Here is a 19,431-nt window from a genome sequence, read left to right on the forward strand (position 1 = left end):
GGACACGCCATTCTCCCTAGTGGTTTAAATCGACGGCGTAGAAGTATTCAGTCGAACCGTCCTTGTTGACGCCGGCCAGCTCGCCGATCTTGCGCCAGCCCAAGCCCGTGAAGATTTTCTGGCTGGCGAGGCACCAGTCTTCGGTGGAGGAAAGCAGCATGCGCCCTCTGGCCTGCCCCTGTATCGTTTCCACCAGTTGCTTGGCTATGCCTTGTCCGCGCATGGCGGGCGCGACGCAAAGATAGGTCAGCAGCGGCTGGCCCAGCAGTCCGGCGGGCTGATAGCTGGCATAGGCCACGACTTGATCATGTTGTTCCGCCACCAGGCAGCAGCCACTGGCGATTTCTTGTTGGCGGTTGCCGCCCATTTCGTCAAAGCCAGCGATGTGGGCCTGGTCGCTTTCATCTGCGTGGCGGATGGTGATATCTGGCGCTGTTCCGGATGCCAATTGGGTTGGCGGTGAGTCGCATGGGCTGGACGGAAGGAAATCAACAGATAGGTTTGGCATGGTTGGTGAGCTGCGGAAAGTGTCAGAAGTGAAAGTATATTGTCATATTTAAATTGTACGCACTACTGACAAAATTTGACAGTGCCATGGCTTAGCATGAAGCCATGCCGGGACGAGACCGGTGCTCAGCCAAGGAGAATCGCCATGCAACACCCCAATTTTGTGATCCTGTATGTGGACCAGCCGGCGCGCAGCGCCCGTTTCTATTCGCAGTTGTTTGATCTGCAGCCGATTGAGGAGTCGCCCACCTTTGCGATGTTCAAGTTTGCATCCGGCATGCGTTTGGGCTTGTGGTCGCGCCATACGGTGGAGCCGGGCGCCGAGGTCTTGGGCGGCGGCGGGGAATTGATTGTTCAGTTCGAGGATGTCGCCGCGCTGGATGCGGGGCTGGCGCGTTGGCAAGCCTTGGGTTTGCCCATTTTGCAGCCTATGACCGATATGGACTTCGGCCGCACTTTTGTGGCCTTGGACCCGGATGGGCATCGGCTGCGGGCTTACGTCGTGGCGGAGTGAAAACGGGCCGGCATGGCCGGCCCGAGGCGAGGCTGCCGCGCGGGCGGGTCAATCGCGATGGAAGCATTGGCCGCATACGGCGCGGTAGCGCGCCTCATCGCCGATTTCCACTTGCGGGCCTTCTTTTACCCGATGGCCTTGGCCATCGATACGGATGTGCATCGTCGCCTTGCGGCCGCATTGGCAGATGGTCTTGATCTCTTCCACGTCTTCCGCCAGCGACAACAGCCAGGCGGAGCCGGGGAAAGGGTGGCCGCGGAAGTCGGTGCGCAGTCCAAAGCAGATCACCGGAATGTGGCGGGTGTGGGCCAAGCGGTGCAGTTGCTGCGCCTGCTCAGGCGTCATGAACTGCGCTTCGTCCACCAGGATGCAGGCCGTGTCGCCATAGTCCTGCGCCAGGAAGTCGAATCCGGCGTCGAAGGTGTTGGCCTCGCGCTGGATATTCAGCCGCGAGGTAACCATGCCCACGCCGTAGCGGTCATCGATGGCGCTAGTGTACAGCGTCACCGCTTTGCCCATGGTTTCGTAGTTGTTGGCGATCTGCAGCAGCTGCGTGCTTTTGCCGCTATTCATCGCGGCGTATCGAAAAAACAGTTTGGCCATGCTGATGGTCGGGAGTGCGAGTGCCGGGGCGCGCAGCATACCATGACGCGCCGTGCTTGTGAGGTCCGAGACGATGCTGGCGATCTGAGCGGGCGTGTTCATGCCGATATTGGGCGCGGTATTGGAGTGCGGGGCTGGCGAATGATGAAACGATTCGTAGGGGTGAGAGAAGCGAAGTGGGCTGGCGCTGGCAGATAGTGTCATGACCAGGTCATGAGTCGACCGATTTGACGTAATTTTGCGAATAGGGCGGTAGGGATTTTCATTGCAATGCAAACGGCATTATGCATATGCGTAGCTTTTTGTCATGTAGTTTTGTTTCATTTAAAGAAACTTTAACTGAAGATTCTGCTCATGAAAAAACGCGCCCTTGGCGCGTTTGGGGTTGGCTAGCGGTTTTTATAGATCGCCGCCGGTTTCCAGCACAAATTTAGCCTTGGCGTCCTGGCCCAGGTGTTGCACCAGGTAAGGCAGCACTTCGTTCAAGGTTTGCGGCAGCGTCCACGGCGCGTTGAGGATGAACATGCCGCTGCCGTGCATGCCGAAGCCGTCGGCCGACGGGGCTTGCACATGCAATTCGGCGCGCAGCCAGTTCTTGGCCGGCAGCTTTTTCAGCGCCGGCAGCATTTCCTTCATTTCCACGCGCTGCAGGCAGGGATACCACACGGCGTAGACGCCGGTGGCGAAGCGTTTCAGCCCTTCCTTGAGCGCGGTTTCCACATTTTGATAATCGCGTTTGTCTTCGTACGGCGGGTCGATCAGCACCAGCGCGCGGCGCGGCGGCGGCGGCAGGACGGCCTTGATGCCGTCAAAGCCGTTGGCTTGCTGGATCTGCACCCGGCGGCCGCTGCCGGCGAAGTTCTCCTGCAGGATCTGGGCGTCGCTGGGGTGCAGCTCGAACAGGCGCAGCTTGTCGCTCTCCGGCATCACGTCGGCCGCGCACCAAGGCGAGCCGGGGTAGAACTTCAGCTCGCCGTCGGGGTTCATCCGCTTGACCACTTCCACGTAGTTGCGCACGGCTTCGGGCAGGTCGTCGCGCTGCCACAGGCGGGCGATGCCGGTTTCGAACTCGGCGTTCTTGGTGGCGTAACCCTCGGTCAGAGAGTAGGCGCCGGCGCCGGCGTGGGTGTCGATATACCAGTAGGGCTTGTCCTTCTGGCCCAGGTAATTCAGCAGTTCGATCTCGATCAGGTGCTTGAGCACGTCGGCGTGGTTGCCGGCGTGGAAGGCGTGGCGGTAGCTGAGCATTTGTCTTGTTCTTTCAGATGGTTAATTCAATGCCGGCGGCCTGGGCGGCGGCGCTCCAGCCCAGGCGCTCGATCAGCGCGGAGAAGGCTGACTCCAGCGGGCAGGCGATGCGCAGCGGCGCGCCGCTGACGGGGTGGGCCAGCTCCATTTCCAGGCAGGCCAGCAGCATGCGGCGGCAATCCAGCTCGTCGGCGAACATGCGGTTGTGGCGGCCTTTGCCGTAGGTGGAGTCGCCGATGATGGGGTGGGCGATATGCTTCAGATGGCGGCGCAGCTGATGGCGGCGGCCGGTCAGCGGCTCCAGCTCCAGCAAGGCGTAGCGGCTGCTGGGGTAGCGTTCCACCATGATGGGCAGTTCCACTGTGGCTAGCGTGCGGTAGCGGGTTTGCGCCGCTTGCGGCGCGGTTTCCACCTTTTCGCCTATCCATTCCAGATCGTCCGGCCGGCGGCTCAATGGGTAGTCGATCAGCCCTTCGGCGTCGGGGTGGCCGCGCACCACGGCGAGATAGCGCTTCTGCACCTGCTGGCGCTCGAACTGCCACGACAGCTCGCGGCCGGCGTCCTTGTCCAGCGCGAACAGCAGGACGCCGGAGGTGCCCTTGTCCAGCCGGTGCACCGGATAGACGCGCTGGCCTATCTGGTCGCGCAGCAGTTGAACGGCGAAGCGGGTTTCGTGGCGGTCCAGCACGGTGCGATGCACCAGCAGATTGGCCGGCTTGTGGATGGCGATCAGCAGATCGTCTCGATACAGTATTGGCAGCATGGAAATGACGGTTTTGTCCAGGCGGCGATTTTAGGGCTTGCACGGTGCTTTGGATATAGACGAATTGCTTTGTGTTGAATCAATTTGAGCATGAAAAATCAATATGAGAAGCCATGACTTTGGAATAAATCCTGATTTGACGCGGCTTGCGCCAAATCAGGATTCTTTACGTAGAGAAATGTTTGCGACACGGTATTTCAAAGTCGAGAGGAAAATGTTTACAGCCCGGTTAACGGTCATTACAATTCGCCGCGCTCAGAAGAACGACAAAGTGGTGTCTGCAGCCGGTTTTTGCATTGCGCAAGGAGCGGTTCAGGCCGCTTCGGCACAGCTGAGGTTGTAGTTGGCAGGTTACATGCCGTCTGCAATTTCAGCTGTCACCATTCAAGTCCAGTCACTGTTGCACTCGCCGCGCCTGCATGGGGCCATGCGCGCGTTGACCAACTCAAGCCAAGAGTTATAGAGATGACCATCCAACTGAAACGAATCAGCTTCGCAGTGGCTGCCGCGGTTCTGTCCGCCGCCGCTTGCGCCAAGGACTTCACCCCCGCCGTGATCTACGATCAGGCCGGCAAGTTTGACAAGAGCTTCAGCGAAGCCGCTTACAACGGCGCCGAGCGTTTCAAGAAGGACTTCAAGGTCAACTACCGCGACGGTCAGATTTCTTCCGACGCGCAGAAGGAACAGCTGCTGCGCAAGATGGCCAGCCGCGATACCGACATCGTCGTCGCCGTGGGCTTCAACTTCGCCCAGGCCGTGGAAACCGTGGCCAAGGAATTCCCCAAGGTCAAGTTCACCCTGATCGACGCCGTGGCCAAGGGCCCGAACGTGCAGAGCATCGTGTTCAAGGAGCAGGAAGGTTCCTTCCTGGTGGGCATGGCCGCCGCGCTGAAGTCCAAGACCGGCAAGGTGGGTTACATCGGCGGCATGGACATCCCGATGATCCGCGCCTTCGGTTGCGGCTATGCCCAGGGCGCCAAGTACGCCAACAAGAACGTCACCGTGCTGCAGAACATGACCGGCACCACGCCGCAAGCCTTCAACGATCCGGCTCGCGGCACCGAGCTGGCCAAGAGCCAGTTTGACCGCGGCGCCGACGTGATCTTCGTCGCCGCCGGCGGCACCGGCATGGGCGTGCTGCAGGCCGCCAAGAACGCCGGCAAGTACTCCATCGGCGTGGATAGCAACCAGAACTATCTGTTCCCGGGCTCGGTCCTGACTTCGATGGTGAAAAAAGTGGACGTAGCCGTCTACAACACTTTCAAGGAAGCCAAGGATGGCTCCTGGAAGTCCGGCGTGAAGGTGCTGGGCCTGAAGGACCAGGCAGTGGATTGGGCGCTGGACAAGTACAACCGCCCGCAAGTCACGCCTGAGATGGAAAAGAAGATCGCTGAGGCCAAGGCTGAAATCATCAGCGGCAAGATCAAGGTAGTGGATTACCGCGCCAACAATAGCTGCCCGGTGCAATAAGCGGAGCAGCCCTCTCCCCGACCGGTCGGGGGCGCAGCCGCGGTGACTCGTTCATCGCGGCTGTTTGCTGTTGGCGCCGGCGATGGGGATATAAACGAAGATCGGGAACAAACAAAGCATGACCGAGTTTGCCATTGAGCTGACAGGCATCAACAAGAGCTTTGGCGCCGTCCAGGCCAACCGTGATGTGACGATGAGCGTGCCCAAGGGCAGCATTCACGGCATCATCGGCGAGAACGGCGCCGGCAAGTCCACGTTGATGAGCATTCTGTACGGCTATTATCAGGCCGACAGCGGTTCCATCCGCGTCAATGGCCAGGATGTGCGCATCCGTAACAGCCAGGAAGCGATCCGTCTGGGGATAGGCATGGTGCATCAGCACTTCATGCTGGTGGATACCTTCACTGTGCTGGAAAACATCGTGCTGGGCGCTGAAGGCGGCCGCTTGCTCAAGGGCGGGATGGACCAGGCCCGCGAGCATTTGAAGGAACTGAACAAGAACTACTCGCTGGAAGTGGATCCGGACGCGCTGGTTGGGGAACTGGGCGTTGGTCTGCAGCAGCGGGTGGAAATCCTCAAGGCGCTGTATCGCGGCGCCGACGTACTGATCCTGGACGAGCCGACTGCCGTGCTGACGCCGCAGGAGGCCGACCATCTGTTCCACATCCTGCGTTCGCTGAAAGCGCAGGGCAAGACGGTGATCCTGATCACCCACAAGCTGCGCGAAGTGATGGACAGCACCGACAACGTCAGTGTGATGCGCGCCGGCACGGTGGTGGGTAATGTGCGCACCTGCGATGTGGACAAGGAAAAGCTGGCCGACCTGATGGTGGGCCGCAAGGTGTCGCTGAAAGTGGACAAGGCCGAGCGCGCGCCCGGCGCCGTGGTGCTGGACGTCAAGGGCCTGTGCCTGACCGACGAGCGCCAGGTCAAGCTGCTGGACAACCTGAACTTCCAGGTCAAGGCCGGCGAGATCGTCGGCATCGCCGGCGTGTCCGGCAACGGCCAGTCCGAACTGCTGGAAGTGCTGGCCGGCATGCAAGCGCCGACCGCGGGCAGCATCGCCTACAAGGGCGAGGACCTGCTGAAGCTGCCGTGCAAGCGCAAGCCGCGCGCAGCCGTCTACCGCGAGCGCGGCATCGGCCATATTCCGGAAGACCGTTCGCGCGAAGGCTTGGTCAAGGCGTTCTCCACATTTGAAAACGCCATTCTGGGCTACCAGAACGACAAATCGCTGCGCAGCGGTTTCCTGTATTCGCGCAAGAAACTGGTGGAGCGCACGCGCGACTTCATCTCCCAGTTCGATATCCGCCCGGGCAATCCGCTGTTGCGGGTGGGCCTCTTGTCCGGCGGCAATCAGCAGAAGGTGGTGTTGGCGCGCGAGATCCACGCCAATCCTGACTTGCTGTTGATCGGCCAGCCGACGCGCGGTGTCGATATCGGCGCGATCGAATTCATCCATAAGCGGCTGGTTGAGCTGCGCGACGAAGGCAAGGCCATCTTGCTGGTGTCGGTGGAACTGGAAGAAATCCTGGCGCTGGCAGACCGCATCCTGGTGATGGCCGGCGGCCAGATCACCGGCGAAGTGGCGGCCAAGGACGCCGACACTATTTCCCTCGGCCTGCTGATGGGAGGGCACAAACATTGAAATTCGGACAACCTTCCACTTTGCCGCGCTGGGCGCAGCTTACCGTGCTGCCGGTGCTGAACCTGCTGGCGGCCTTGCTGGTGACGGGCTTCGTCACCTGGATGATCGGCGAGAATCCGTGGGAATGCCTGAAGCTGCTGGTCAACGGCGCTTTCGGCTACGGCGAGGGCATAGGCTACACGCTGTTCTACACCACCAGCTATATCTTCGCCGGCCTGGCGGTGGCCACGGCCTTCCATGCCGGGCTGTTCAATATCGGCGGCGAAGGCCAGGCCTATCTGGCCGGCCTCGGCGTCACGCTGGTGATGCTGGGGTTTGACCACACGCTGCCGTCCTATGTGCTGATCCCGCTGGCGGTATTGGCGGCGATGGGCTTCGGCGCGGCCTGGGCCTATATCCCGGCCTACCTGCAGGCCAAGCGCGGCAGCCATATCGTGGTGACCACGATCATGTTCAACTTCATCGCCTACTCGCTGATGTTGTACCTGATCAGCCACCAGTTGATCGAAGCCGGCTCGCAAAACCCGACTACCCGCATGTTCTCGGAAACCGGCTGGATTCCGCAGATGCATCTGCTGATTCCGGGCATGCCGAACTCGCCGCTGAACCTGAGTTTCGTGTTCGCCTTGCTGGCCTGCGTGCTGTTCTACCTGATCGTATGGCACAGCCGCTGGGGCTTCACGCTGCGCACGGTCGGCACCAACGACCACGCCGCGCGTTACGCCGGCATCAGCGTCAGCGCCGTCATCATCATCGCCATGTGCGTGTCCGGCGCTTTGTCCGGCCTGGCTTCGGTCAATGATCTGTTGGGCTCCTCGCACCGCATGAACGTGCTGTTCACCAACGGCGTCGGCTTCGTCGGCATCGCCGTGGCGCTGATGGGACGCAACCACCCGGTGGGCATCGTGCTGTCCGCTCTGTTGTTCGGCGCGCTGACCCAGGGTGGTTCCGATCTGTCGTTTGAAAAGCCGCTGATCACGCGCGAAATGATCCTGTTCATCCAGGGCCTGATCATCCTGTTCTGCGGCGCGCTGGAAAACCTGTTCGAGCCGTTCATCGCCGGCCTGTTCAAGCGCAAGGACAAGTAATATGGAAATGTTCTTCAGTCTTCTCGATTCCACCGTGCGCGTGGCCACGCCGCTGGTGCTGGCCGCGCTGGCCGGCATGTTCTCCGAGCGCTCCGGTGTGGTGGACATCAGCCTGGAAGGCAAGATGCTGGTGGCGGCCTTCGCTTCCGCCGCCGCGGCCTACCTCACCCATAGTCCGTGGCTGGGCCTGCTGGCCGGCATCATGGCCGCGGTGTCGATGGCCATGGTGCATGCCTTCGTTTCCGTCACCTATAACGGCAACCAGCTGATCTCCGGCATGGCCATCAACACCGTGGCCTCCGGCATCACGCCGGTGCTGGGCCTGGCCTGGTTCCAGCAGGGCGGCAACTCGCCGCAGCTGCCGGAGGACGCCCGCTTTCACGAGATTGTGCTGCCGTTCGCCGATGCCCTGCGCGACGTGCCGGTGCTGGGCCTGGTCTACAGCAAGCTGCTGTCCGGCCATTCCATCCTGGTTTACATCACCGTGTTCATAGTGATTCCGCTGGTGGCCTGGGTGCTGTACAAGACTCGCTTCGGCCTGCGTCTGCGCGCGGTGGGCGAGAACCCCCATGCCGCCGATACCGCGGGCATCTCTGTGGCCAAGGTGCGCTACACCGCCTTGCTCTGGGGCGGCGTGCTGTGCGGCATGGCCGGCACCTATCTGTCGGTGTACCAGACTGGCAGCTTCATCAAGGAAATGACCGCCGGCAAGGGCTTCCTGGCGCTGGCGGCGCTGATTTTCGGCAAGTGGCGTCCGGTGCCGGCGGTGATCGGCTGCCTGCTGTTCGCCTTCGCCGACGCGATCCAGATCCGTCTGGAAGGCGTGGCGCTGCCGGTGATCGGGCAGATCCCGTCGCAGGCCATCGCGGTGATTCCGTATGTGCTGACCGTGTTGCTGCTGGCTGGCTTCGTCGGCCGCGCAGTGGCGCCCAAGGCCATCGGGGTGCCCTTCGTCAAATCGCGCTGATCCCGCCATCGCGTTTGCATTGCCAAGCCCGCCGGCCTGTGCCGGCGGGCTTTTTGCATCTCGGCGCATGCTATGATGCCAACTGCGAGCGGCGGGAAGGGGTTCGCCGCCGGACAGAACAGGAAACACGATGCTGAGCTATCAAGAGGCGCTGACCTGGCTGCTGGAGCGCGCCAGGCCGTTGAACACCCACCAGAATCTTTCCCTGCTGCAGGCTGCCGGCCGCGTGCTGGCTCAGCCGGTTACCGCCGCTATCGATGTGCCGCCGCATGACAACAGCGCGATGGACGGTTACGCCGTGCGCTGCGCCGAGAGCGGCGGCCCCTTGCCGGTGTCGCAGCGGATTCCCGCCGGCAGCGCGCCGCAGGCGCTGGCGGCCGGCAGCGTCGCCCGCATCTTCACCGGCGCGCCGATCCCGGACGGCGCCGACGCCGTCATCATGCAGGAACAGGCCGTGGTGGGCGAGGATGGCCAGGTTGCCTTCAGCGCCGCGCCGCAGGCCGGGCAGAATATCCGCCGCCGCGGCGAGGATATCGCCGCCGGGCAAACCATCCTGGCGCCGGGCCGTAGGCTGACGCCGGCCGATCTGGGTCTGGCCGCCTCGATAGGGCTGGCTCGGCTGCCGGTGCGTCCGCAGCTGCGCGTCGCGGTATTCTTCACCGGCGACGAGCTGGTGGAGCCGGGCCAGCCGCTGGCCGCCGGACAGATCTACAATTCCAACCGTTTTTGGCTGATCCCGGCCTTGCACAAGCTGGGTTGCGAGGTGATAGACCTGGGCCATGTCGGCGACGCTTTGGAGCCGACGCGGCAATTGCTGCGCGACGCGGCGGCGGTGGCCGACGTCATCGTCACCTGCGGCGGGGTGTCGGTGGGCGAAGAGGACCACGTCAAGGCGGCGGTGGAGGCCGAGGGCGAACTGACGCTGTGGCGGCTGGCGATCAAGCCCGGCAAGCCGCTGGCTTTCGGCAAGGTGGGCGATGCGGATTTCATCGGTTTGCCGGGCAATCCGGTGTCCGGCTATGTGACGCTGCAGACCTTGCTGCGGCCATTTCTGCTGCAGCGAATGGGATTGATAGAGAGCGCGCCGTTCGCGCCGCGTTTCCCGGCGGCTTTTGTCTGGGACCGGCCCGATTCCAAGCGCAGCGAGTTCCTGCGCGTGCGCAAGGTGGCGGGCGCGAGCGGCTGGGAGCTGCAACTGTATCCGCAGCAGGGTTCCGGCGTGCTGATGTCTTGCGCTTGGGCCGACGGCCTGGCTTGGGTGCAGCCGGGTCAGCGCATCCAGCCCGGCGATGAGCTGCCGTACATGGAACTGGCATGACGCGCATCCGCTTCGTCAGCGAAGGCGGCATGCTGCTGAATGAGAGCGAGGCGATGGCGGGAGACAATCTGCTAGATGTCGCCCGCCTGGCAGATGTGCCGCTGCACTGGCGCTGCGGCCAGGGCACCTGCGGGACCTGCAAGGTGCGCGTGGCCGGCATGGCCACGCCGCAGCGCCCTAGCCGTAAGGAGCGCAATGTGCTGCTGCGCGCCGGGGTGATAGACGCCGTGCTGGCGACGCAGGACGAGTGGAACGAGCCCACTCCATGGCGGCTGGCGTGCCATTTGGCGGTGGAGGAAGGGCAGGACTGGACAGTGTCTTGCCCGGATTATTGATGCCGTAGGGAGTAAGCCTGGCTATGTCGGGCGTTCCGCCTTGCGTGCGCGCAGGTCTGGCGGGAGGGCAATGATGTCGGATCGCCCGCTAGCGGGGCATCCGACCTACGGCAGGTCAGCCTTGTTCGCCTTCGCCGGCCATTTCCTCCACTTCGTCCCGCTCCAGCCAATGCCGCAGCATGGTCAGGCCCACAGCCAGCAGCGTCGGGCCGATGAACAGGCCGATCACGCCCCAGGCGATCAGTCCGCCGATGACGCCGAGGAAGATCACCGACAGCGGCATCTGCGCGCCCTGGCTGATCAGCAGCGGCTTCAGGATGTTGTCTATGGTGTTGATCAGCAGGAAGCCCCACACCACCAGGAAGGTGCCCAGCGCGGTGTGGCCGGTGTAGAACACCCATGCCGCGGCTGGCAGCCAGACGATCAACGTCGGCAGTTGCGCCACCGCGATGATGAAACACAGGAAGCCCAGCACCAGCGAGCCCGGCACGCCGGCAATCAATAGGCCAATCACGCACAGCACGGTTTGCGCCAGCGCGGTGCCCACCACGCCGGTGGTGACGCTGCGTATGGTGCGGGCGATCACTTCCGGCAACTCCCCGGCGGTTTCTCCGCCCAGCTTCAAGACGATGCGCTCCACCAGCTCCCACAGCTTGTCGCCGTTGATCAGCAGCAGGCCTGCCACCACGATGGCCAGCACGATTTCCAGCAGGCTCAATCCGAGGTTGGCGCCGCCGGACAGCAGGAACAGCACGGTTTCGTTGACTGCGGGGCGAATCTTTTCGAAAAAGCCCGGCAGGTCGGCCTGGGTGCTTTGCCACATCTTGTTCAGGCTTTCGCCTATCACCGGCAGGCTGGTCAGCCAGGCCGGAGCGTTGGGCAGGCGGAAATCGCCGAGTTCATGAGTCAGATTGGCCAGGTGCGGCAGGGTGTCCGCCAGCGTCAGCGCCATCAGGCCGATGGGGATGGCCAGGGCGCAGGACAGCCCCAGCACGATCAGCAACGCCGCCAGCTTGTGCCGGCCGCGTAGCCGGATCTTGAGCCTGCTGTACAGCGGCCAGGCGGAAATGGCGATGATGGCGGCCCAGGTGAGGGCGCCGAGGAAGGGTTGCAGTATCCTGATGCAGGCAAGGACCAGCATGGCCAGGATGGCGATCTGGAAAACGTTGAGGATGCTGAGGCTGGATCGGCCGGGAATGGGCAGCATGGTGGTATCCGCAAGGTGGAACGGGACAGGCCGGCGGCATGCCGGCCTTGAATTCGCGCTAGTGTGCCACCTGAGCCAGCTGGCTGGCAAACGTCTCGGCCGGAGTGAACCCGACGATGCGTTGCGCCTCCTTGCCATCGGCGCCGAACAGAATGATGCCGGGTGGCCCGAACAGGCCGAAACGCTTCAGCAGCGTCTGGTGTTCGGCGCTATTGGCCGTGACGTCGGCGCGCAGCAGCACGAATTGCCCCATCTTGGCGGCCACCTGCGGCTGCGGAAAGACCTCGGCTTCCATCTCCTTGCATGCGACGCACCAGTCGGCGTAGAAGTCCAGCAGCAGCGGCTTGCCCGCAGCCTTGGCCTCGGCCAGCTTGGCATCGAGCTCAGAGGCGGAGCCGATGGCCTGGAAGGCATGGCTGGCGGTGCCCTCGGCGCTGCTGGCGGCGATGAACTTCAAGGGATAGCGCGGATTGTCCGCGCCGGACAGCAGGCCCACCAGCTGGGCGCCGCCCAGCAGGAACAGCAGCAAGCCCAGGGCCTTGCCCAGGCGGGCGCTGGCCTTGGCGTTTGTCGCCAGGCTGTCGAATGCGCCAAGGAACACCGCCGAACCTATCAGCAGCGCCGCCCACAGCAACATCACCAGCGCGGCCGGCAGGAAGGGGGTGGCCAGCCAGATGGCGAGGCCCAGCATGACCACGCCAAAGGCTGATTTCACCGCCTTCATCCAGTTGCCGGCGCGCGGCAGCACATGGCCGCCAAAGGTGCCGATGACGATCAACGGCAGCCCCAGGCCCAGCGCCATGGCATACAGCGCCGCGCCGCCCAGCACGGCGTCGCCGGTGCTGCCGATATAGCCTAGCGCCAGCGCCAGCGGCGGCGCGACGCAGGGCCCCACCAGCAGGGCCGATAGCGCGCCCATCAGGAATACCGTGACGGCCTTGCCGCCGGACAGCTGGTTGGAGGTGTCGGCCAGCTTGGATTGCAGGGCGCTGGGCAACTGGATGGTGAACAAATCAAACATGGACAGCGCGAACACCACCATCAGCACGCTCGCAGTCAGCACCACCGCGGGCTGCTGCAGCCACACGGTCAGCAGCGAGCCGGTCAGGCCGGCCACCACGCCGACGGCGGTGTAGGTGAGCGCCAGGCCTTGCACATACAACAGGGACAGCAGGAATCCGCGGCCGCGGGTGAGGGTTGCGCCCTGGCCGGCAATCAGCGATGAAACGATGGGCAGCAGCGGGTACATGCAGGCGGTGAACGCCATGCCCAGACCCGCCAGCAAGAAAGTGCCCAGTGTGGTCAGCCAACCCTTGGCCGCCAACTCGCTGTTACCGGCCGGCGATTTTCCCGCGGTGGCGGCGCCTCCGAGCCAGGAATTCGCTTTGCCGCCGGCCTCGCCGCTGACGGCGCCGATCTTCAGCTTGTGCGTGTACGGCGGGTAACAGACGCCGGCCTCCGCGCAGCCCTGCAGCCGGACATTCAGCTGGAAGTCGGCCGGCGCGCCGGCGTTCAGCGGGATGACGATCTGCTGTTTGCCGTGGTAAATCACCTGCTTGCCGAAGTAAGGATCGTTCTTTTCCTGGCCGGTCGGCAGCGTCGGCTTGCCGGTCAGGTCGGCCGGCGTGGTGCTGATGGCGATGCGGTCGCGGTACAGGTAGTAGCCGGGCGCCACGTCCAGCGTCAGTTGCAGCTTGTCGCCGCTGCGGCTGACCTCGGCGGCGAAAGCCTTCTCGGGCGGAAGCAGGTCGTCTTGGTTGACCGCATGGGCAGGCAGCGCAATGCTGAGGCAGGCGACGAACGCCATCAGCCATTGCCATGCCAGGCGGTGAATGGAGTTGAGGTATGCTTGCACTTGCAGACTCTGGTTGGGGTTGCGATGAAAGTAAGACGCGGCGGGCGCGGGGCGGTTCCGTTTTGTCTCAGTGTGATGCAATATGCATCAAATTGTCTGGCGCGGCAAATGCGAAACCGCGCATTCCGCCAGCAGACGGACGGCTGCCAGTATATCCGGCCGAACCCCGCGCCGACAGCGCAGCGGATATGAAAAATAAGAATGACGTTATGCATGAGGGGTTATGCGAGAAACCATACATTTTGCCCACGCCAATAGTTTTCCAGCTTCGGTCTATCGCAAGATGCTGAACAAGATGGCTGAGCGGCATGAAGTCGGTTACCTGGACACCATAGGCCATGATCCGGCCTTTCCCATCACCGATTGCTGGCCGCATCTGGTGGACGAAAGCATACGGCACATCGAGCGCAGCTATGCCGGGCCGGTGGTCGGCGTCGGCCACTCGCTGGGCGGCTTCCTGATGTTCTACGCGGCCAGGAAGCGGCCGGATTTGTTCCGCGCCATCGTGATACTCGATTCGCCATTGATGGGGCCGCGTCGTTCGTTTGGCATCTGGCTAGCCAAGCGGCTGGGTTTCATCCAGAAAGTCACGCCGGGCGGCAATACCCTGAAGCGGCGCGACAACTGGGCTTCGGTCGACATGGTGCATGATTATTTCGCGCGCAAGCCGATGTTCGCGCGTTTCGATCCCGAATGTCTGGCCGACTACGCTGAACTCGGCACCCAGGACGACGGGCAGGGCGGACGCAGGCTGAAATTCCGGCCGCGAGTGGAGCATGATATCTACGCCACGCTGCCGCACAATTTCCCCTGCCACAAAGGCCGCCAGAAAGTCCCGACCGGCTTCATCGCCGGCGCGGATTCCGATGTGCTGAGCGCTGCCGACATCCATTACATGCGCCGGCATTTCGGCATCGAGGTGGAGTCCCACCCTGGCGGCCACCTGTTTCCGCTGGAGCGGCCGATAGAGACGGCCGAGCATGTCCTGGCCTTGGTGGAGCGTTTGCGCCATGGCTGAAACGCGGTGCGTTTCAGCCAGGCAGCTGTTCGGTTCCGGCGATTGGCTTGGCATCTGGCTGGTATTGTTGTCCGCTTGCGGTTTTGGCTCGATGGCGTTGTTCGCGAAACTGGCCTATGGCGATGGTGTCGATACTGCCAGCCTGTTGGCCTACCGCTTTGTCATTGCCGCGCTGGTCTTGGCGGGCTGGGGCATCTGGCGTGGATGGCGCTGGCCTAGCGGGCGAGCCGCGATGGCGTATGGCTTGATGGGAGCGGTCTATGCGGCCATGGCCTGGGCGTATTTTTCCGCGCTGCATTACGCCGCATCGGCCACCGTGGCGCTGGTGCTGTACAGCTATCCCGCGCTGGTGGCATTGGGCGGCGCCTTGCTGGGGCTGGATCGTTTCGGCCGGGCGGAGGCGTTTGCCATTGCCTTGGCGAGCGCCGGGTTGGCGCTCATGCTAGGCGGCGGCTTGTCTGGCAGCCCGTGGGGACTGGCTCTGGCCTTCGGCGCCGCGCTGTGTTATTCGGGCTATATCCTGCTGGGCGGCGGTATTCGTTCCGATGCCCATCCGGTTTGCGCTTCCGCCCTAGTATTGTCGGTGGCGGCAGCGATCTTCTCGAGTTTGGCAATCGGCCAGGGGCTGCGGCTACCGCATACCCTGGCTGGCTGGGGGGCCGTGACTGCGCTGGCCTTGCTGGGCACCGCTGTCGCCATCGCGGCTTTCATCTCGGGCTTGATCCGCATTGGCCCGACCTTGGCCTCGGTGGTGTCGACCCTGGAGCCGGTGGTGACCGTGCTGCTGGGCGTGCTGTTTCTTGGGGAGTCGCTGGGGCTGCGCGGCCTGCTGGGCGGCATCCTGATTCTGGCCGCCTCGCTGGCTCTAGTTTGGTTGCGCGCGCTTGCCCCGACCGGCAAGGCTTGCGATGGATAGGGTTCTCGCGGAAACTATGGTTATTCCTCCATTAGCCGCATGAAAGATCCCTGCCCGTGACGATGGAACACCTGCTCAAGCAACACCGCGACGCCATCGACGCCATCGATGTCGAAATTCTCACCTTGCTCAACCAGCGCGCCAACCATGCCCGAGAAATCGGCGAGATCAAGGGCGGCGGCGTGATTTACCGCCCAGAGCGCGAAGCCCAGGTGCTGCGCCGCCTGAAGGACTTGAACCCCGGTCCGCTGCCGGGAGAGTCGATCGCCCGCTTGTTCCGCGAGGTGATGTCCGAGTGCCTGGCGCTGGAAAAACCCTTGTCCATTGCCTATCTAGGGCCTGAAGGCACCTTCAGCCAACTGGCCACCATCAAGCACTTCGGCCATGCCGCCCGCACCGTGGCCTGTAGTTCGATAGACGAGGCTTTCCGCCAGGTGGAGTCCCGCGCGCTGGATTACGTGGTGGCGCCGGTGGAGAACTCCACCGAAGGCGCGGTCGGCCGCACGCTGGACCTGATGGTCAGTTCGCCGTTGAAGATTTGCGGCGAGGTGGTGCTGCGCATCCATCATCATCTGCTGCGCGGCATCGAGGGCATGGAGGGCATCCGCCGCGTCTATGCCCACGCCCAGGCGCTGGCGCAGTGCCATGAATGGCTGAACAAGAATCTGCCGGCCAGCGTGGAGCGCGTGTCCGTGGCCAGCAATGCCGAGGCGGCGCGCATGGCGGCCGAAGACGCCTCGGCGGCGGCGATAGCCGGCCAGGCCGCGGCCGAGCGCTTTGGCCTGCTTAAGTTGGCGGAGAACGTCGAGGACGAGCCTAACAACACTACGCGTTTTCTGGTGCTGGGCTTGCAGGATGTCGGCGCCACCGGGCAGGACAAAACGTCCATCGTGGTGTCCGCGCCGAATCGTCCGGGCGCCGTGCATTACCTGCTGGAGCCGATTGCGGCCAATGGCGTGTCGATGAGCAAGTTCGAGTCGCGGCCCTCGCGCGCCGGGTTGTGGGACTATGTGTTCTTCATCGACCTGGAAGGCCATCGCCAGGACAAGAAAGTGCAGCAGGCGCTGAAGGGGCTGCAGGAGCGGACATCCTACGTCAAGATTCTGGGCTCCTATCCGTCGGCGGTGCTGTGACGGGCTGTGAGTGATCCTGGGCCGGTTTTCCGGCCCTTATTGTTTTGGAAGTTTGGGAAGAAAAAGAAGATGAAATCGATTTGTTTGTTTTGCGGCTCCAACAAAGGCGCCAGGCCGGAATACGAGGCAGCGGCGCGCGAATTCGGCCGCACATTGGCAGAGCAGGGCATCACGCTGGTCTACGGCGCGGGCAACATCGGCCTGATGGGCGTGGCGGCGGATGCCGCGCTGGCCGCGGGCGGACGCGTGGTGGGGGTGATCCCCGAGTTTCTGAAGGCGAAGGAAGTGGCGCACCTGGGGCTGAGCGAGCTGCATGTCACCGAAACCATGCATCAGCGCAAGGCGTTGATGGCCGAGCTGTCCGACGGGTTCGTCGCCTTGCCGGGCGGATTCGGCACGTTTGACGAATTGTTCGAGATCCTGACCTGGGCGCAGCTGTCGGTGCACAACAAGCCGGTGGGGATGCTGGATGTCGGCGGTTTCTTCAAGCCGCTGCAGGCGATGGTCGATCGCGCTGTTGAAGAGGGCTTCGTGCCGGCCGGCAACCTGAACCTGTTCCAGCGCAGCGAAAGCCTGCCGGCGCTGCTGGATTGGATGCGCGAGTATCGTCCGCAGCCGGTGCCCAAGTGGCTGGACCTGAGCAAGACCTGATGCCAAGGCCCTCGTCGATGTCGTCCAAATCCGGCATTTGGCCGAGATGTCGGCGCGTCCTGGCCTGGCCGCTGGCCTTGTTGCTGGCGGCCATTATCGTGTTTGAAGAGTATGCCTGGGACGAATTGGCCGGCGCGGTGGCCTGGTTTGCCAAGTGGCCGCCGCTGTCTGCGCTGGAGCGCCGCATCGCCGCCAGCTCGCCCAAGGTGGCGTTGGCGCTGTTTTTGGCGCCGGCCCTGGCGCTGTTGCCGGTCAAGCTGGCGGCGCTGTTCCTGATCGAGCAGGGGCATGCCCTGCTGGGGCTGGCGGTGATTCTGCTGGCCAAGCTGGGCGGCACCGCGCTGGTGGCGCGCTTGTTCACGCTGACGCGGCCGGCTTTGATGGAAGTGCCTTGGTTTGTGCGGCTATATGATGGTTTTCATCGTTGCCGCGCCTGGGTGTTTGAGCGTCTGCATGCGTCCTTGCCGTGGCGATGGGCCCGGGTTGCCCTGTTCAAGCTGCGGCAGCGTCTATCCCAGCCTTCGGCCTTGTCCAGGCTGGTGCGGCGGGTGGTGCGCAAATGGCGCAATAGAGCGGATGCTGGCGGGCAGCATCATGGTGGAGTGCGGAAATGATCATCGTAATGAATGGCTCTGCGACGGATGCCGAGATTGCCGCCGTGGTGGCGCGCATCGAAGCGCAGGGTTTGATGGCGCATGTGTCGCGCGGCAGCGAGCGTACCGTGATCGGCGCGGTGGGCCAGGAGCGCGGTCTGGAGACGGCCTGGTTCGAATCGATGCCGGGCGTTGCCCGCGCCTTGCGCGTAGTCAGCGATTACCGCATCGTTTCGCGCGAGGCGCAGCCTGAAGACAGCATTGTGCGCATCGGCGATGTCGCCTTTGGCGGCGGCGCGCCGGCCTGGCTGGGCGGTTGCGGCCATGACTGGAACCGCGACGCGCTGACCGCCGCCGCGGCCCGGATCAAGGCTGCGGGCGGCCGCTTGTTATTCGCAGGCCGCAGCGGCCATGACAACCCATATCGTTACCGCCCCATGGGCGCGGCCGATCTGGAAACCCTGAGCGAGGTGGCGGCGGAGCATGGGCTGGTGGCGGTGGCGGAGCTGCGCGATTTGCGCTTGCTGGATGTGTATCTGGAATTGCAACTGGGCGGCTTGCTATTGCCGCCGCATTGCCTGCATCAGGTGGAATTGTTGCGAGAAGTCGGCCGCATCAACAAACCTGTCATCTTGCAGCGGAATAATCGCGTGAGGCTTGGCGAATGGCTGCTGGCGGCAGAGCATGTGGCGGTGGGCGGCAATCATAGAATCATCCTGTGTGACTGCGGGAGCGAGGGCGAGGCGGCGGGCCTGGATGTGGGCGAGTTGGCCTGCTTGCGGCGCGAAACGCATCTGCCTGTGCTGGTGGCGCCCGTAGCGGCGGGCGGCGCGAGCTTGGCGCCGATTTTGGCCGCTTCGGCGCTGCTTGCCGGCGCATGCGGCGTGTTGATGGAAATGGATGCGGCCGAGGCGTTGAGCTTGGAAGCATTGCTTGCGGGAATGGGGATGGCGGCTTCGCTGGGTCATGGGCATGGCTGAGCCTGTGGAGGCGCTGCTGCTGGATATCGCCGCTTGCCGGCACTGTGAGGCGCATTTGCCGCACGGGCCGCGCCCGGTGCTGCGGGCCGCGCCGAATTCCCGCATTTTGCTGGCGGGGCAGGCGCCGGGGCGCAAGGTCCACGAAAGCGGCATTCCCTGGCAGGATGCGAGCGGCGAGCGTTTGCGTGATTGGTTGGGTGTGGATGCGGCGCAGTTCTATGATGCAAGCTGCTTCGCCATTGTGCCGATGGGTTTTTGCTACCCGGGCGCCGGGCGCAGCGGCGACCTGCCGCCCAGGCCGGAGTGCCGGGCGCTGTGGCATCCGCGGCTCTTGCCTTTGCTGCGCGATGTCAGTCTGGTGCTGGCCGTGGGCGAGTATGCCCAGGCCTATCATCTGCCGCAGCGCAAGAAAACGCTGACCGAGACGGTGGCGGCTTGGCGCGAATACTGGCCTGCCGTTGTGCCGCTGCCGCACCCCAGTCCGCGCAATCAGTTGTGGCTACGGAGAAATCCCTGGTTTGAGAGTGAGTTGCTGCCGGCGCTGCGGATATTGGTGAGAGAGACGTTGGCTGGATAGGCCGGCTACGTCGGGCGCTATGAGCAAAAACTCTAAAAAT

The 19,431-nt window shown here is 63.5% G+C and carries 20 protein-coding genes; 14 read left to right on the forward strand and 6 right to left on the reverse strand.

The annotated features are described in order from the left end of the window. Nucleotides 1–16: 16 nt before the first annotated feature. Nucleotides 17–448 carry a GNAT family N-acetyltransferase gene (locus JHD59_RS00510; protein ID WP_199152735.1) on the reverse strand — a complete coding sequence of 144 codons (432 nt, stop codon included), beginning with the start codon at nucleotides 446–448 and terminating at the stop codon, nucleotides 17–19. Between the two features lie 204 nt (nucleotides 449–652). Here JHD59_RS00510 and JHD59_RS00515 point away from each other — a divergent pair, with 204 nt between their 5' ends. Further along, nucleotides 653–1,021, forward strand: a complete 369-nt coding sequence (locus JHD59_RS00515; protein WP_071110557.1) for a VOC family protein — start codon at nucleotides 653–655, stop codon at nucleotides 1,019–1,021. 48 nt (nucleotides 1,022–1,069) lie between these two features. On the opposite strand, the gene JHD59_RS00520 is transcribed toward JHD59_RS00515, so the two are convergent. The 3 genes from JHD59_RS00520 to JHD59_RS00530 all read right to left on the reverse strand — a co-directional run bounded on the left by JHD59_RS00520 (nucleotide 1,070) and on the right by JHD59_RS00530 (nucleotide 3,635). Continuing rightward, entirely contained in the window at nucleotides 1,070–1,828 is a 759-nt protein-coding gene (locus tag JHD59_RS00520; RefSeq protein ID WP_233163817.1) for a thymidine kinase, read from the reverse strand. Nucleotides 1,829–2,023: 195 nt separating this feature from the next. Next, nucleotides 2,024–2,872 (reverse strand): 23S rRNA (adenine(2030)-N(6))-methyltransferase RlmJ, encoded by an 849-nt coding sequence (locus JHD59_RS00525; RefSeq protein ID WP_199152736.1) that lies wholly within the window; start codon nucleotides 2,870–2,872, stop codon nucleotides 2,024–2,026. Nucleotides 2,873–2,885: 13 nt separating this feature from the next. After that, entirely contained in the window at nucleotides 2,886–3,635 is a 750-nt protein-coding gene (locus tag JHD59_RS00530; protein ID WP_199152737.1) for a tRNA pseudouridine(65) synthase TruC, read from the reverse strand. A 465-nt stretch (nucleotides 3,636–4,100) separates the two neighbouring features. Between JHD59_RS00530 and JHD59_RS00535 the strand changes: the two genes are divergently transcribed. The 6 genes from JHD59_RS00535 (at nucleotide 4,101) to JHD59_RS00560 (ending at nucleotide 10,461) form a co-directional block, all read left to right on the forward strand. Further along, nucleotides 4,101–5,105 carry a BMP family protein gene (locus JHD59_RS00535; protein ID WP_199152738.1) on the forward strand — a complete coding sequence of 335 codons (1,005 nt, stop codon included), beginning with the start codon at nucleotides 4,101–4,103 and terminating at the stop codon, nucleotides 5,103–5,105. Nucleotides 5,106–5,223: 118 nt separating this feature from the next. Next, nucleotides 5,224–6,753, forward strand: a complete 1,530-nt coding sequence (locus tag JHD59_RS00540; protein ID WP_103320561.1) for an ABC transporter ATP-binding protein — start codon at nucleotides 5,224–5,226, stop codon at nucleotides 6,751–6,753. After that, on the forward strand, nucleotides 6,750–7,841 hold the full coding sequence (locus tag JHD59_RS00545) for an ABC transporter permease (protein ID WP_233163818.1): 1,092 nt from the start codon (nucleotides 6,750–6,752) through the stop codon (nucleotides 7,839–7,841). Before JHD59_RS00540 ends, JHD59_RS00545 begins: the two co-directional genes overlap by 4 nt. A 1-nt stretch (nucleotide 7,842) precedes the next feature. Further along, nucleotides 7,843–8,808: an ABC transporter permease gene (locus tag JHD59_RS00550; protein ID WP_103320562.1), complete on the forward strand. Its 966-nt coding sequence runs from the start codon at nucleotides 7,843–7,845 to the stop codon at nucleotides 8,806–8,808. Nucleotides 8,809–8,938: 130 nt separating this feature from the next. Beyond that, nucleotides 8,939–10,126 carry a gephyrin-like molybdotransferase Glp gene (gene glp, locus JHD59_RS00555; protein ID WP_199152739.1) on the forward strand — a complete coding sequence of 396 codons (1,188 nt, stop codon included), beginning with the start codon at nucleotides 8,939–8,941 and terminating at the stop codon, nucleotides 10,124–10,126. Further along, the gene (locus tag JHD59_RS00560) at nucleotides 10,123–10,461 is read left to right on the forward strand and encodes a 2Fe-2S iron-sulfur cluster-binding protein (RefSeq protein ID WP_199152740.1); all 339 of its coding nucleotides are present in this window, start codon (nucleotides 10,123–10,125) and stop codon (nucleotides 10,459–10,461) included. Before glp ends, JHD59_RS00560 begins: the two co-directional genes overlap by 4 nt. A 115-nt stretch (nucleotides 10,462–10,576) precedes the next feature. On the opposite strand, the gene JHD59_RS00565 is transcribed toward JHD59_RS00560, so the two are convergent. Both JHD59_RS00565 and JHD59_RS00570 read right to left on the reverse strand, forming a co-directional pair. Further along, nucleotides 10,577–11,668, reverse strand: coding sequence for an AI-2E family transporter (locus tag JHD59_RS00565; protein ID WP_199152741.1), 1,092 nt, complete (start codon nucleotides 11,666–11,668; stop codon nucleotides 10,577–10,579). A 58-nt stretch (nucleotides 11,669–11,726) separates the two neighbouring features. Next, nucleotides 11,727–13,523, reverse strand: a complete 1,797-nt coding sequence (locus JHD59_RS00570; RefSeq protein WP_368671498.1) for a protein-disulfide reductase DsbD — start codon at nucleotides 13,521–13,523, stop codon at nucleotides 11,727–11,729. A 223-nt stretch (nucleotides 13,524–13,746) separates the two neighbouring features. On the opposite strand from JHD59_RS00570, the gene JHD59_RS00575 reads away from it, so the two are divergent. The 7 genes from JHD59_RS00575 (at nucleotide 13,747) to JHD59_RS00605 (ending at nucleotide 19,391) form a co-directional block, all read left to right on the forward strand. Continuing rightward, nucleotides 13,747–14,541: an alpha/beta fold hydrolase gene (locus tag JHD59_RS00575; RefSeq protein WP_199152742.1), complete on the forward strand. Its 795-nt coding sequence runs from the start codon at nucleotides 13,747–13,749 to the stop codon at nucleotides 14,539–14,541. Next, nucleotides 14,534–15,457: a DMT family transporter gene (locus JHD59_RS00580; protein WP_199152743.1), complete on the forward strand. Its 924-nt coding sequence runs from the start codon at nucleotides 14,534–14,536 to the stop codon at nucleotides 15,455–15,457. Before JHD59_RS00575 ends, JHD59_RS00580 begins: the two co-directional genes overlap by 8 nt. Nucleotides 15,458–15,519: 62 nt before the next feature. Beyond that, nucleotides 15,520–16,590: a prephenate dehydratase gene (gene pheA / locus JHD59_RS00585; RefSeq protein ID WP_199152829.1), complete on the forward strand. Its 1,071-nt coding sequence runs from the start codon at nucleotides 15,520–15,522 to the stop codon at nucleotides 16,588–16,590. A gap of 69 nt (nucleotides 16,591–16,659) precedes the next feature. Next, nucleotides 16,660–17,241, forward strand: coding sequence for a TIGR00730 family Rossman fold protein (locus tag JHD59_RS00590; RefSeq protein WP_199152744.1), 582 nt, complete (start codon nucleotides 16,660–16,662; stop codon nucleotides 17,239–17,241). Between the two features lie 17 nt (nucleotides 17,242–17,258). Next, complete coding sequence (locus JHD59_RS00595) at nucleotides 17,259–17,855, forward strand: hypothetical protein (RefSeq protein ID WP_199152745.1); 597 nt, start codon at nucleotides 17,259–17,261, stop codon at nucleotides 17,853–17,855. Continuing rightward, a complete protein-coding gene (locus tag JHD59_RS00600) occupies nucleotides 17,852–18,814 on the forward strand; it encodes a 3-deoxy-7-phosphoheptulonate synthase (RefSeq protein WP_199152746.1) in 963 nt (320 codons plus the stop codon). Before JHD59_RS00595 ends, JHD59_RS00600 begins: the two co-directional genes overlap by 4 nt. Continuing rightward, complete coding sequence (locus tag JHD59_RS00605; RefSeq protein WP_199152747.1) at nucleotides 18,807–19,391, forward strand: uracil-DNA glycosylase family protein; 585 nt, start codon at nucleotides 18,807–18,809, stop codon at nucleotides 19,389–19,391. Before JHD59_RS00600 ends, JHD59_RS00605 begins: the two co-directional genes overlap by 8 nt. The last annotated feature ends 40 nt before the right edge of the window (nucleotides 19,392–19,431 follow it).

The organism is Chromobacterium sp. ASV23, assembly GCF_016428945.1.
In the GTDB taxonomy this organism is placed as follows: Bacteria; Pseudomonadota; Gammaproteobacteria; order Burkholderiales; family Chromobacteriaceae; genus Chromobacterium; species Chromobacterium sinusclupearum.

Coding starts and splice junctions, on each gene's coding strand:
- JHD59_RS00515 (WP_071110557.1), top strand. CDS start 653: ATGCAACACCCCAATTTTGTGATCCTGTATGTGGACCAGCCGGCGCGC.
- JHD59_RS00520 (WP_233163817.1), bottom strand. CDS start 1,828: ATGACACTATCTGCCAGCGCCAGCCCACTTCGCTTCTCTCACCCCTAC.
- JHD59_RS00525 (WP_199152736.1), bottom strand. CDS start 2,872: ATGCTCAGCTACCGCCACGCCTTCCACGCCGGCAACCACGCCGACGTG.
- JHD59_RS00530 (WP_199152737.1), bottom strand. CDS start 3,635: ATGCTGCCAATACTGTATCGAGACGATCTGCTGATCGCCATCCACAAG.
- JHD59_RS00535 (WP_199152738.1), top strand. CDS start 4,101: ATGACCATCCAACTGAAACGAATCAGCTTCGCAGTGGCTGCCGCGGTT.
- JHD59_RS00540 (WP_103320561.1), top strand. CDS start 5,224: ATGACCGAGTTTGCCATTGAGCTGACAGGCATCAACAAGAGCTTTGGC.
- JHD59_RS00550 (WP_103320562.1), top strand. CDS start 7,843: ATGGAAATGTTCTTCAGTCTTCTCGATTCCACCGTGCGCGTGGCCACG.
- glp (WP_199152739.1), top strand. CDS start 8,939: ATGCTGAGCTATCAAGAGGCGCTGACCTGGCTGCTGGAGCGCGCCAGG.
- JHD59_RS00560 (WP_199152740.1), top strand. CDS start 10,123: ATGACGCGCATCCGCTTCGTCAGCGAAGGCGGCATGCTGCTGAATGAG.
- JHD59_RS00565 (WP_199152741.1), bottom strand. CDS start 11,668: ATGCTGCCCATTCCCGGCCGATCCAGCCTCAGCATCCTCAACGTTTTC.
- JHD59_RS00575 (WP_199152742.1), top strand. CDS start 13,747: ATGCGAGAAACCATACATTTTGCCCACGCCAATAGTTTTCCAGCTTCG.
- JHD59_RS00580 (WP_199152743.1), top strand. CDS start 14,534: ATGGCTGAAACGCGGTGCGTTTCAGCCAGGCAGCTGTTCGGTTCCGGC.
- pheA (WP_199152829.1), top strand. CDS start 15,520: ATGGAACACCTGCTCAAGCAACACCGCGACGCCATCGACGCCATCGAT.
- JHD59_RS00590 (WP_199152744.1), top strand. CDS start 16,660: ATGAAATCGATTTGTTTGTTTTGCGGCTCCAACAAAGGCGCCAGGCCG.
- JHD59_RS00595 (WP_199152745.1), top strand. CDS start 17,259: ATGTCGTCCAAATCCGGCATTTGGCCGAGATGTCGGCGCGTCCTGGCC.
- JHD59_RS00600 (WP_199152746.1), top strand. CDS start 17,852: ATGATCATCGTAATGAATGGCTCTGCGACGGATGCCGAGATTGCCGCC.
- JHD59_RS00605 (WP_199152747.1), top strand. CDS start 18,807: ATGGCTGAGCCTGTGGAGGCGCTGCTGCTGGATATCGCCGCTTGCCGG.